Here is a 12,886-nt window from a genome sequence, read left to right on the forward strand (position 1 = left end):
CCATGAATACATTACGCAGAAAGTGGCAAAGCCTGCCGCGAGGCATCGTCGTGCTGATAACCGCCCTGGTTATCTACACGCCGCTGTCGTTTATCGTGATACAGAGCTTCCTGTCCGCCCCGTTCTTTTCGCCGTCAAAAGAGTGGAGCTTTGAATCATTTGAGTTTATTTTCACCGATCCTGATTTTTATAAGGCCCTGAAAAGCGGCTTTATTCTTGCTTTCGGGCTGGTCTTTATCTCCATTCCGCTGGGCGGCGTGCTGGCGTTTCTGATGGTGCGTACCGACCTGCCCGGTCGCCGGCTGATTGAGCCGCTGATCCTGGTCCCGATTTTCGTTTCACCGATGGTGCTGGGCTTCGGCTACGTGGTGGCCGCCGGTCCGGTGGGCTTTCTCTCCCAGTGGGCTCAGGCGCTGATTGGCTTTGTGCCGTGGAATATCTACGACATGTCGAGCATTGTGGTCATCGCCGGCCTGACGCACGTCCCGCACGCCTATCTGTACATCTCGTCCGCGCTGCGCAGCGTGGGCTCCGATGTGGAAGAAGCCGCGCGCACCGCGGGCGCGTCGCCCTGGCAGGTGATGACCTCCGTCAGCCTGCCGATGGTGCGCCCGTCCATTCTGTACGCTACCGTGCTGCTGTTCTTCCTCGGGCTGGAAGTGTTCGGCCTGATGCTTGTGCTCGGCGACCCGGAAGGCAACATGGTGCTGGCGACCTATCTCTATAAGCTGACGAACAAGATGGGCACCCCATCCTATAACCTGATGGCGGCGGTTGCCGTGGTGCTTATCTGTATCACCATCCCGCTGGTGATGCTCCAGCGTCGCCTGATGCGCACCGCCAACCGCTTCGTCACCATGAAGGGCAAGGCTTCGCAGGCCCGCGCGCTGCCGCTGGGTAAATGGCGCTGGGTGGCTGGCGGAGTGATTGCCTTCTGGCTCACCGTCACCATCGGCGTTCCGCTGCTTGGCGTGGTATTGCGCGCGTTTATCTCCAACTGGGGCGTGGGCGTTTCGCTGTGGGACGAGCTTTCTCTGAACACCTTCCGCACCATCTGGGCGCAGCCCAACCTGCTGCGCGCCATCGTCAACTCCATGGCGATTGGCGTGATTGGCGGCGCGCTGGCCGTGGTGTGCTACCTGTTTGTCGGCATTGCCATGCACCGCAAGCCGGACAACACCACGCGTTTTCTGGACTACAGCGTGCTGGTGCCGCGCGCCGTGCCTGGCCTGCTGGCGGGTCTGGCGTTCCTGTGGGTGTTCCTGTTCCTGCCGATGTGGCTGGATAACTCGCTGAAATCCGGCTGGCTTTCCGGGTTCGCCTGGACCGACTGGATGCGTGAAAACGTCATCGTCTGGCTGCGTTCGCTGCGCAGCACCATTTTCAGCGTCTGGCTGGCCTATACCGTGGTGTGGATGGCTTACGGGCTGAGGCTTATCTCTTCCACGCTGCTGCAGGTAGGGCCAGAGCTTGAGGAAGCGGCGCGCAGCACCGGGGCGACGCGCGGGCAGATCACCCGCCACGTCACCATCCCGCTCTCCCGCTACGGTCTTATCGGTTCGTGGCTGCTGATGTTCCTGATCTTTGAGCGTGAATATTCAACGGGTGTGTACCTGCTTTCACCCGGCACGGAGACCATCGGCTCGATGCTGGTTTCCCTCTGGGCCGCGGGTGCCATCGATATCGTGGCGGCGCTCTCTTTCATTAACATCCTGCTGGTCGTGGTAGGTCTGGGCATTGCCCTTCGTTTCGGAGTGAAAATACATGATTGAATTAGCGGTTGACGATCTGCACTTAACCTACGGCGACAATCCTGTTTTAAAAGGTGTCTCCATGAACCTGAAGCGCGGCGAAGTGGTCTCCCTGTTAGGCCCCTCCGGCAGCGGTAAAACCACCCTCCTGCGCGCCGTTGCGGGTCTGGAAAAACCGACGCAGGGGTCCATTGTCATTGGCAATAATAAAGTTTACGACGGCACGCCGCGCAGCGAGGTCCCGGCGGAAGAGCGTAACCTTGGGCTGGTGTTCCAGTCCTATGCCCTGTGGCCGCACAAGACCGTGTTTGAGAACGTGGCCTATCCGCTCAAGCTGCGCAAAGTCCCGGCCAAAGAGATCCAGCAGCGCGTGCAGGACGTGCTGGACCAGCTTGGTCTGGGCCATCTCGGCAAACGTCACCCGCACCAGCTCTCCGGTGGACAGCAGCAGCGCGTGGCGATTGGCCGGGCGCTGGTCTACAACCCGCCGGTGATTTTGCTGGACGAGCCGCTTTCCAACCTCGACGCCAAGCTGCGCGAAGAGGCCCGCGTGTTCCTGCGCGAGCTGATTATCAAGCTCGGGTTATCCGCGCTGATGGTGACACACGACCAGAACGAAGCGATGTCCATTTCCGACCGTATCCTGCTGCTTAACAACGGCAAAATTGAGCAACAGGGCACGCCGCAGGAGATGTACGGCTCGCCGAAAACGCTTTTTACCGCCGAGTTTATGGGCAGCAACAACCGCCTGCACGGCAAAGTCACCGAAGTGCGCGACGGCAAAGCGCGTATCGAAGGAAAAGGCTGGGTGCTGTGGGGCCAGGCCGGTGAAGGGGTGCAGAGCGGTGAAGAAGCGACGGCTGTGATCCGCGTCGAGCGCGTGGCGGTGGTCGATGGGCCTGGGGAAAATCAGCTTGAGCTGCCGCTGCTCACCAGCATGTATCTCGGCGACCGCTGGGAGTACCTGTTCCGCACGGTGGGAGATGATTTTGTGATCCGCGCGTATGGGCATGAGGTTCGGGATCCGCAGCACTGCCATCTTTCGTTGCCTGAGAAGTATGTGTGGGTGTTCCCGAAAGGGTGAATGTGAGGGGAAAAGGCTGCGGGATGCAGCCTTTTTGCTTTGACAATCCTGCGTAGAGCCAATGCTGCCAGCGCACCCATACCTTCCACTGCGAGCTAATTCCCGTCCAGAGCCTGATTTGCCATCTCCCCCAATAGCTGACCAGGCTTCAGTTTTCATCAGGTTTTTTATGGTATTCGCAACACCCTGATGCTTACCTTCCAGGGCGTTTAGAGCTTTATTGCAGTAACTGTCACCTATCGCCAGGCTGTCAGAGCCAATACACCATCAGCAGCATAGTCTGCGGAGACTATTGAAAAATCTCCGGTATCAGAAAGGGTATCGATGATAGCGTTAGTCGTTGCAGGTAATGGGCCTTCACCCACCTTGTCTCTTTTTCCTGACCGATAAAAGTAAGATCCCGGATTGGCGGCCGGGATCTCTAATATCATGATTCCAATAATCGCAACCAATCATTAAAATCATCGATACCATACAAGTAATCTCGATCTGAGGAAGGAAGATCGACAGCACCTAAGCTTTGAATCACTTTCCAGGCAACTTGATCGGTGATTCTAATATCATCCGCATCAATAATTGAAAAAGCCCATTGAGCAACGTAGGTTCTGTCTACCACACCTACTTTCAACTTATTAATTACGCTAGAAATTTCGTAACGCGTTGGAAGCTCGTTCATATTTATCTCCTTCCTTGATAATTCCCATCAGCATCAAAAATATGGTGGTTCTTATCATTAGTAACGGGTTTCGGAGCCACACTACGGATATTGCCAGCATGATCAAGTGTTTCATACCAAGTTCGGGTTTGACCTGTTTTTGGATCCCACTCTCTTACCAGTCGAGCTCCAGCCATTTCTCCAGTTGTTCTGGAAGGCGTCATATCACCATAAAAGCGATAATTTCCATTCTCCAGTTCCTTAACCCCAGCTTGCCCATATTTCTCAGCCTGTCGATAGTATTCTTTTAGCTTCGCTCCTTCCAGGGAACTAACTGCACGCCCCCCACCTTTTGCTATTCCACCGCCACCTTTCAGCAACTCTCCGTCTGCATCCTCAATTCCAATTTTCAGCATTGGATTAATATCGAAGATATTTGGTTTGTCCTTACTCAGCGAGTTATTCTCAACCTCCACCTTCGCCGTTTCCGACGCCATCGCCGCCATGGAGACACTGCCATCCGTCACCGCAGCGCCTGCCAGACCACCCGCGATACTCACGAGGCTACTGACCAGCCGTTTCTCCTCTGCTGTCAGGTCACTGGATTTTTTATCTCCATACAGCGCGCTGACAAGATGGTCGGTCATCGCCGAGGCCGTAATGGCCCCTATGGCACCAGCCTTCAGGCCATCCGCACTGCTCCCGCCACTCAGCTGCGTCAGCGCCGCCGCCACAATACCGTGCAGCGCGGCACGGGCTGTCGGGTCTTTCTGCTCCTTGACCAGAGTCGCCAGCAGCGGGGCCGCCCCCGCTGCCGCGCCTGCCTTCAGGTTACCGCCAAGCGCACCTGCCAGTAATCCCGCCGCTGCGCTGCCCTTCGTCCAGAAGGCACTCCCCGGACCGTACTCGGTATTCTGATATCCGGGCTGCGTCTTCAGGAACGCTTCCTGCTCCTGCGGCGTATCGCCCTGCAGTTTACCTTCTGACGCCAGCTTCGCGCCCAGCGCCGCATTGGATTCCCGCGCTTTCTGCTCCGCATATTTGCCGTAAGCATCCAGCGCAGAGGTGGCCAGCGCCGCGCCTTCGCTCTGGACCGCCAGGTTATCCCTGACCTTCTGCACATCACCGTTCACGTCCACGCCGTGGTGGGCGTCAGCCGTATCACGGCTCAGGTCAGCAATATCCTGTTTCTGTCCCGCCGGGTTGCGAATGACAATGCTACCGCCACTCACCGCTGATGAGGTCGTGCCGGTGTGGCTCTCTTCTGCCAGGCCCGTACCGATTGCCGGTGCCAGGTTGCGGTTTTCACCGTTGCCGCTGCCGCCCGCGCTGCCGGAAAGCGCCACCGTGTAGCCATTGCCGCTGGTCTGGCTCTCGTTGTGGAGATTACTGAAACCCAGCGTGATACAGCACGAAGGACTGAGCAGGCCGCTGGAACTGGCGGAGTTTTCCGACGGCACCTTACGCTTTCTGTGCCTGGCGGTGGCGCTGTTAAGCCCGCGCCCACCGGCGTTTATCGCGTTGAACGAACCGGAAAACAGCCTGCACCCGCAGATGCTGCCCGCGCTGGCGAGCTTAATCGCCGAGGCCAGCCGCTACTCGCAGATTTGGCTCACCAGCCACTCGCCGGAGCTGGCGAAGTTGATTGAGAAGCAGAGGTCGTTTTCGCTGTATCAGCTGTCAATGGTGGAGGGGGAGACGAGGGTGGAGAGGCTGGGGTAGTCTCCAGGGGCACGGAGACTCTTTTTTCGCATCTCGCTCATGCTAACTATCCTCGATAACAATTCTATCCGACGACGATTGCTGGTGAGCGGTTCATTTTTCTATTTTAATTCTCATCCACTTAAACTTTTGTAGTTGAGTTTTCCTGCACCCTTAATTACTTTGCCAGCAACATCATCTGCACACGTTATAATCCCGATAACAGTGGCGAGATAATTAAGCGCACTGTGTGCTTCTATAAAATGGCACAATTTTTTCTTATAAAACTCATTCGTTTTCTGCTTCGACACGCTCTTGCGCCATCTGCCGGGCCGTTTTGCAGTGAGATACTTCATCCAGCAAGTCGCTCAGTGAGCTATCCTCAGCGACTATTTTTCCGGCGATACTCATGCAATTTATTTTTTAACCATATCCCTACACCTAATATTAATCCTGTAATACTCCCTTTTATTAATGCGATATGTAATGCCTTTTTCCATGAAAAAAGGAATTCACCATCTTTAAAATAAAAAATTGTTGACACTCCGAACTGGCATATGAAAAGAACAATAGTGACTAAAAATGCACAGTACACAACTAAGAAAAGTAGCCAAAAGATACCAACCTTACTGAAGACACTCATTGCTTCTTCTCCCGTTTGTTTAACTCATCTTTTGCCACTTTTCCTGTAAATTCAGTATCTTGATCTATAGTTCCATCTGTCAGATAGTTGATACCTGCATTAGCTTCAGCCCCCAGTCCCCAGTCCCCAGTCCCCAGTCCCCACATGGTCTGAGCACCATCAGGCAGTAAAGCAACAGTACCCGTCGCTAATGCCCCAGCATAAGCTTTATTAACGGCTTCGCCTCGCTTACAGGCTTCACCACTTGGAGCATCGGTGCATGAAAGTACATCAGCGCCATGTGCCTGAGCTGCCTTAACCTGATCGATTTCCGTTCCAAGTAAATTATTCTCAACAACTACAGCACCACAAGTGATGCTGTAGTCTGGGATTTATACATCAATTAAGAAGTTTCGTTGATACGTTGCCAATATCGAAGAACTCTTTAAAGACTCTGACAACAAGATCAAAATCTTTAGTCAGTTGTCGTTCAGGCCAGTAATCCCCATAAATCTGTATTTTTTTCTCCATACCAGATTTCGATTTATCCCAATAGGAACGAACCGTTAAATCAGATTCCGAGCACTCTAGTAACGTCAAGAGATAGAAGCCATCATCTGTAGATACTTCTAAATTCATCGGCCCAATATCAGGTTCGGGGACAATGCGGAGTCTTACACCACCTGTATTCCCCCTCAATTTCATCAGGAATTCTTCTACATCATTCCACTTGGGGCCACGAACCCGTGAAAAAGAGTTTCTGGCGTACAGATAGAAATCGACTTCAAACTCATCTTTCATAAGTTTCGTTCCTGGTGAATTTTTTCATTCCTTTTTCCCAATACAAAGTATCTCCGCTTTTCTCTTCAAAAATAGTAAGCGATTTCAAGCCAGATTTTTCAGCCATACTTTTTATATCGCTGAGACAGTAACCGCAAACTGGCTTACCAGATACTTTCATTTCCATGCTACGACCCGTTGTCATACCCTGCTCGTAGGCTTGTTGGATAGTACCAACTTCAGCATGAGCGGTAGCCATATTTCCATTTGGGAAATTTTTATCCGGTTGGTTAATTACTTTCGCCTGCACTACATCATTGATAAGCGTTGGTTTGCTGGCATCCCCCAAGAAGAAATCAGCTCTGTTCCCCTGATTCGTATCAGTAAAGACTTTTCCTGTCTGAGGATCTGTCAATTCAGCAGTAACTTTGGGAATAGAAGAATGGGCATTTTTATCAATAGACTGAGAATTCTCTGTCCAGCCAGCACCTTTATTTGGAGAAACAATACCTGTTTCAGTTTTGGTGATAACGCTGTTCCCTGCTGCGCCACCAAATATAGCAGCCGTTCCGAGACCAACATTCAGAGCTCCGTTACTATAGTTACCATCAGCAATCTGACCTATCCCCGTACCTGTCTGGTATGCACCTCCCGCAGCCACAACTCCACGCACCAGAGTACCAGGGACTCCAGGAAGGACCATCAAAGCATCTGTACCCACTGCGGCTTGACCTGACTGAACACCGTGCATTTTCAGATAGCTCAGCGCCTCATTATAGGCTTTGGCATCAGCTGCCGATGCCACAAAAGCTCCGCCCTTCGCCAGGGACTGTATCGCTTGTGCCGCTTGCTGCTCTGAGTAACCGTAAACAGTCTGGAGTTCATAGCCATACTGATTAAGTAGCCCGGCAAGTTCTTGCTTTTCAGCATCATTCAGCTGACCATTCTGGTATTTATTCAGAAGCCCATTATTGGCTTTGTCCTCATTGGTCAGACGAACAATATCCTGTGATGCCTGAAGAAGGTTCTTACCATTTTTTTGATCTTCAAGCGCTTTATTAAGTGCATCATTTTTTGAAGCGCTAAGGAAGTTATTCTCAACACTATTCTTCCCGGCACTGGCCCCGGCCGCCGCACCAGCCGTATTTCCCCCAGCAATCCCGCCGGCTATGCCCGCTGAAACAGATGCCAGCGTACTCACAGTCTGCTTCTGCTCTTCCGTCAGCTTCGACGGGTCTGTGTCCGGATAGAACTGTCTGGCGATAGCTGTCGCAATCAGTTCGCCGGATGCGGCTCCCACAGCGCCTGCTGCGGCACTGTTGCCCTGAAGGGCTGCGCTTACGCCGCCGAGGATGGCATGGGCAATCGCTTTTGCCGCCTTGTCGTCGTTAATGCCTGCGCGGTGACCGATGATGTACGCCAGTTCAGGTGCCGACGCGCCCGCCAGCGCCCCTCCGATATTGCCGCCCGCCAGTCCCTGCAGCGCTGCCGTGGCCGCCTGGATGCCGCGCTGCATATCGCTGCCGGTTCCGTACGTCACCATCACGTTTTTGTATGCCTGGGTATCTCGCAGTTTCGCCAGATAATCCTGCCGCTGTTTCTCTGTCGCGTTTGCGGGGAGTGTTGCGCCGGTTTCTTTCTGGGCCGCCTTCAGCCCGTTCAGGTCACCCTGCGTCCTGGCAATATCCGCCACCTGGCTACCAATGTCGCTGATCATCCCAACCGCGTTCAGGCGGTTCTGCTCTTTCTCCTTGTCGAAGATCGGGCTGATGCTGTCGTTAGCATGTTCGGTGTCGCGGCTCAGTTCGGCCACGTCCTGCTTCTGGTTTGCCTTGTCGCGGATAGTGAGGGAGCCCTCTGCCACGGCGGCCTGCGTGGTGCCTTCCTTATGGCCTTTGTTACCCGCAGCGGAGATCATGCCGCCCGGCAGGTTGCCCTGGAATTTATCCCCGAAGCTGCCGCCGCCGCTCAGGCTGATACCGGAGTGCGAGGTTTTAAAGTCCGCTTCGTTGTGGATATCGCTGAAGCCCAGCGTTCCGGTATCGAGACTGTTTTTGTCCGGCGTGGCGGTGGAGGCGATAACCGCGCCATCAAGCTGGGTGTGATGCCCCACGGTGATGTCGAAGCCCCCGTCCCCGGCATACAGCCCGGTCTGTTCGGCCACCGAATCAAAGCGGCTCTTCATCTTGTCCTGGCTGGCGTTGATATAGCCTGAACCGGACATGGTGCCGAAGGTGAAGCTGCCCCCGGCCGCAACGCTGGTCTGCTTGCTGTCGTAGTCGCTGTTGTTCTGCTGGCTGCGCATCAGCAGGTCGTGACCAACGTCTGCCACGATTTTATTGCCGTTAACCTGGGCGCCATCAAGCACGGTGTCGTGCCCGCTTTTAAGGGTGACGTTTTTGCCGCTGTCGATTGTGGTTTCGGTCCAGTCGGTACCGTTACCTTTATCCTTGCCGTGCGCGGCGTTAACGTTGGCAAACACGCTGATACCCGCGCCGTTGCCTCCGGCACCGATGCTTACCCCAATACCGCCACCGCTGCTGCTGTTCTTGCCGCTGGTCTTTTGGGTATTCGCCGCGCCGGACAGCAGAATATCGTTCTGTGCATCCAGCGTGGTGTCGCCCCCGGCTTTCAGCTGGCTGCCCGCAATCACGATGTCGCCGCTGTTTGCACCTTTGTTTTTGCCGTTCGCGGTGATGGAGAGATTGTTGCCTGCGTTCAGCGTGCTGCCTGCCACCGCATCACTCTCAGCATGCTGCTGTGATTTCGACTTCTGGGTCGTCAGCGAGAGGCTCACACCCATTGCGTTCGGGTCGCCGGTGGTTGCCGCCATATCCGCTGCCTGCCCGGCCTGCACGCCGGACAGCACCGTTTTGGTGGCCTGAAGGGCTTTCAGACGGCCATCACTTTGCTCTTTGGTCTCCTGCGCCGCGCTCACGGCATTGTTAATAGCGCTACCGACGGTGCCGGAGAGCGCCACGGTGAGCCCGCTTTTCTTCTGCTCGAAGGTTTCATCCCGGGTGCGCCTGTCGTGCCCCGGCTCGATGATGACGCTGTCGCCGCTGAGGCTTAAATCCTTCCCGGCGATAAGATCCGCCCCGCCGATGTGGGTCTGGTTTCCGGCAGAAATCGCGACGTTACCGCCCGTCGAGCCCACCGTACTGAAGCTCTGGCTCTGGGTGGTACCCTTCTCACGAAGATCGTGCGTGCTTTTGCTGCTGCCGATGGTGAAGCCAATCCCGCCCGATCCCATCAGGCCGGATTTTTTCTCTTCCTTGAAACGCCAGGAGGTGTCGCTGTTCGTGGCCGCCACGATATCGACGTTGTTGCCCGCCTTAAGCTGCACGTCGCCATCGCCCGCCACCGCGGAGCCGAACACCCGCAGGTTATTGCCCGCCACCACCTGCACGTTGTCGCCGCTCAGCAAAGAGCCGGATTCACGCGTCGCGCTGTCCTCCTCGATGGTGTGGGTGGTTTTTTTGCTGAGGAAACCTTTTTTGGTTTTGGTCTGCTCTTTGTAGTGATAATCGCTTTCGGTTGCGGTATTGAGGCTGACGTCGCGGCCTGCCGCCACGCCGATATCGCCCTTCGCCGTCACCTGCGCGGCTTCGGTGGTCACATCGCGTCCGGCGAGGATTTGAGTATTCTCCCCGCTGGCGATCTCGGTTCCCTGCTGACGTACCGATTCGTTAATAACGGTTTTCTTGCCTGACCTATAGCTGTCGCCCTGCGTGGTCTCTTCCGCAGCCAGATTCACGTCGCGACCCGCCTGCAGCCCGACGCTTTTCTCCGCCGCCAGCGCGGCGGCCCGGGCGTTGATATCCTGCCCGGCCTTCAGGACCAGGTTATCGCCTGCGGAAATCGTGGTGCGGTCGAGCCCGGTGCTGTGGGACTCGCCTTTCCCTTTCCGGCTGCTTTCGCTGGTCTGTGCCGCGTTCAGGTTCAGATCGTTGCCCGCGCTCAGCCCCGCGCTGCCGCCCGCCTTCAGGTCGCTGGCGGTCACGTCAAGGTTGTGCCCGGCATTCACCAGCAGGTTGCCGCCCGCGGTGACGTTACTTCCCTGATACGTGACGGAGGAACGGCTGGTTTTCTCCCGGCTGGAGCTGAATGCGTCGTTGATCTGATTCGCGTTGACGGCAATATCGCCCCACGCGTTCAACAGCATATCGCCGCCGGAGGCCAGGTTCGCCCCGGTGACGGTGATGTTTTTCCCCGCCTCAAGCGACAGGCCATCCTGCGCGGTAATCGACGCCGTGTTGCCCAGCAGGGTGTCCTTCAGGCCGATGTTGCCGTACTTCCCGCCGGCGTTGATATCAATCTGCTCAACCTGCGTCAGGTTGTTGATGCTGCCGTCCAGGCTCTCCAGCGCGACCGTTTTGCCGCTGATGGTGGAGCTGATGTTATTGATATCGCCGATGGCGCTCAGGTTCAGGTCGCCGCCCGCTTTCATCAGGCCGTTGCTGAGGTTGCTGATGCTGTTCTGGCTGTCGAGCGTCAGGCTGTTTTTCGCCAGCAGCGAGCTGCCGCCGTTGGTGATGCTGCCGCCCTTCAGGGCGACGTTGTTGCCCGCGATCACGCTGCCGTTGTTGACGGTGACGTCCTTCGGCGACAGGTAGAGCTTCGGCACCATCACCGTTTCGCCGTTGACGGTGGCTTTCTCCCACCACAGCAGGCTGTGGTCGAGCGCGGCAATCTGATCGGCGGTCAGCGAGACGCCAAACTGCAGGCCCAGCGACTGCTGCGCCGCCGCGGCGTTGTCCATCAGATAGCGCATCTGATCCAGATCGGAGCCGATGCCGTTCAGGTAGCGGTTACCGGTCTGGTTGAGCACCACGTTGGAAACGTAGCGGGTATCGAACGCCGCATCGCCGAGGAAGCGGTAGTCGTAGTCCGGGTTCAGGTTGAGGCGCCCCAGCATATAGGACGAGCCGAGGAACTGCTTCTCGTCGGTAAACGCCAGCCGCGTCTCCTGCGGCGCCGTGGACGACGGTTTGATCCCGAGCATCGCGTTCAGGTCGGCAAACAGGGCGGGATCAAGCTGTCCGAGACCGTTCAGTTTCGGGTTGATGCCGATCAGGTACGGGCTTTTCGGGTTGTCGGAGAAGACAAAATAGCCGTTGTTGCCCGACGGCAGCGGGTAAGCGCTGGTATCGACGCGCTGGCCCTGATAATGCCCGACGGCGCCGCCCTGCGCGGTTCGGAGATCGGCGGTGGTGACCCCGGCGTTCGCCAGCGCGCCCAGCTGACCAAGGTTCGCGTTGCCTTTCTGCGTGGTGGCAACGTTGCTGAGAGGCGTGCCGGACGCGCCGCCGTTTTCCAGCGCGCCGCCGCCGTTAAGCTGCTGCAGCGCCCCCTGAAGCCGATCGTTCCACTGCGGCGAGGTCACCGCCACGCTGCCGGCAGCGTTCAGCCCCTGTTTTTGCACACCGCTGCCGATGGTCTGGTTGCTGAGGGTGTTCAGCGACGGGGTGGAGATAACGTTGCTGACGCCGCCCGCGTTAGCGGTGGTATTAGTGTTGCTGATGTTGCTGGTGAAGTTTGCGGTGACGTTGCCGCCCGCCTGGATGACGGCGCGGTAAAGTTGACCGGCTGTTTGCTCGGTTTGTATTTCTCCCGTTGATTTATAGTGAATCTCCTGTAATGTCGCGTACTCTGACATTGAATTGGTATGTCGTGGTTTCTTATTCTGCTCAGAATCATTCGCTGAAACCGGATCCGTGGTTTCAAAAACAAGATAATTCTGTTTGCTACCTGATTGCCACGATTCGTTGTTCAGTGTGTTGCCACTGAGTGAAAAATCATTACCGGCAAGAAGAATACCGGCCTGATTTGTCAATTGCCCGGCTGAAATATTGAAATTCTTCCCGGCTGATATCCTTGGTTGACTTCCTTCGACTGTAACAGCGACATCGCTTTGAGAAAGGAGAACTTTTTTAAATCTGGCCCGCTCATAAACACTAACGTTCCATACAACATCCCGATCAAACCCATCGCCATGCGGTGAACCGAGTGAATAATGATAACCCACTTCATTCGGTCCCATATCATCCAGAGAAATAACCCCTTGCAACCCTTTTACCCATGACGGCATTTCAGCCTGAACCACCTCTCCTCCGATGGCTTGCAACGACACATAACGGTTAGAGAAATTACCTGTATTGATAATAATATCCCCATTCTGCGTCTCAATATTCCCCGACGTGTTCACCACCTGGCTGTTCGCATTCCCCGCCGCATCCCGCTGCATCCACAGGTTATTTCCCGCCATGATGTCGCCGCGCCGGTTGGTGATG

General features: G+C 55.7%; 8 protein-coding genes and 1 pseudogene. 3 read left to right on the forward strand and 6 right to left on the reverse strand.

Annotation, left to right across the window (positions count from 1 at the left end; genetic code table 11):
* Positions 1-2 precede the first annotated feature (2 nt).
* A complete protein-coding gene (locus tag ACERY3_RS24125; protein ID WP_023309073.1) occupies positions 3-1,772 on the forward strand; it encodes an iron ABC transporter permease in 1,770 nt (589 codons plus the stop codon).
* Positions 1,765-2,835, forward strand: coding sequence for an ABC transporter ATP-binding protein (locus tag ACERY3_RS24130; protein ID WP_058841044.1), 1,071 nt, complete (start codon positions 1,765-1,767; stop codon positions 2,833-2,835). Before ACERY3_RS24125 ends, ACERY3_RS24130 begins: the two co-directional genes overlap by 8 nt.
* Positions 2,836-3,262: 427 nt before the next feature.
* On the opposite strand, the gene ACERY3_RS24135 is transcribed toward ACERY3_RS24130, so the two are convergent.
* Both ACERY3_RS24135 and ACERY3_RS24140 read right to left on the reverse strand, forming a co-directional pair.
* Positions 3,263-3,511: a hypothetical protein gene (locus ACERY3_RS24135; protein ID WP_058841043.1), complete on the reverse strand. Its 249-nt coding sequence runs from the start codon at positions 3,509-3,511 to the stop codon at positions 3,263-3,265.
* 2 nt (positions 3,512-3,513) lie between these two features.
* Positions 3,514-4,836 carry a VENN motif pre-toxin domain-containing protein gene (locus ACERY3_RS24140; protein WP_373226610.1) on the reverse strand — a complete coding sequence of 441 codons (1,323 nt, stop codon included), beginning with the start codon at positions 4,834-4,836 and terminating at the stop codon, positions 3,514-3,516.
* A gap of 55 nt (positions 4,837-4,891) precedes the next feature.
* Here ACERY3_RS24140 and ACERY3_RS24145 point away from each other — a divergent pair.
* Positions 4,892-5,212: pseudogene (locus ACERY3_RS24145) on the forward strand (AAA family ATPase); the annotation flags it as partial.
* Positions 5,213-5,325: 113 nt separating this feature from the next.
* Here the strand turns inward: ACERY3_RS24145 and ACERY3_RS24150 are convergent.
* The 4 genes from ACERY3_RS24150 to ACERY3_RS24165 all read right to left on the reverse strand — a co-directional run.
* Positions 5,326-5,502 carry a hypothetical protein gene (locus tag ACERY3_RS24150; RefSeq protein WP_176686535.1) on the reverse strand — a complete coding sequence of 59 codons (177 nt, stop codon included), beginning with the start codon at positions 5,500-5,502 and terminating at the stop codon, positions 5,326-5,328.
* 328 nt (positions 5,503-5,830) lie between these two features.
* Complete coding sequence (locus ACERY3_RS24155; RefSeq protein WP_233466232.1) at positions 5,831-5,980, reverse strand: hypothetical protein; 150 nt, start codon at positions 5,978-5,980, stop codon at positions 5,831-5,833.
* 232 nt (positions 5,981-6,212) lie between these two features.
* Entirely contained in the window at positions 6,213-6,614 is a 402-nt protein-coding gene (locus ACERY3_RS24160) for a hypothetical protein (protein WP_081318827.1), read from the reverse strand.
* Positions 6,604-12,886: hemagglutinin repeat-containing protein (locus ACERY3_RS24165; protein ID WP_373226611.1), on the reverse strand; the 6,283-nt coding region annotated here is incomplete at its 5' end. The genes ACERY3_RS24165 and ACERY3_RS24160, both read right to left, overlap by 11 nt.

It is taken from the genome of Enterobacter cloacae complex sp. ESBL7, assembly GCF_041679625.1.
GTDB lineage: Bacteria > Pseudomonadota > Gammaproteobacteria > Enterobacterales > Enterobacteriaceae > Enterobacter > Enterobacter asburiae_B.

Excerpts from the sequence above, each read along its gene's own strand:
- ACERY3_RS24130 (WP_058841044.1), top strand. The coding sequence starts at position 1,765 with ATGATTGAATTAGCGGTTGACGATCTGCACTTAACCTACGGCGACAAT.
- ACERY3_RS24155 (WP_233466232.1), bottom strand. The coding sequence starts at position 5,980 with ATGTGGGGACTGGGGACTGGGGACTGGGGACTGGGGGCTGAAGCTAAT.
- ACERY3_RS24160 (WP_081318827.1), bottom strand. The coding sequence starts at position 6,614 with ATGAAAGATGAGTTTGAAGTCGATTTCTATCTGTACGCCAGAAACTCT.
- ACERY3_RS24125 (WP_023309073.1), top strand. The coding sequence starts at position 3 with ATGAATACATTACGCAGAAAGTGGCAAAGCCTGCCGCGAGGCATCGTC.
- ACERY3_RS24135 (WP_058841043.1), bottom strand. The coding sequence starts at position 3,511 with ATGAACGAGCTTCCAACGCGTTACGAAATTTCTAGCGTAATTAATAAG.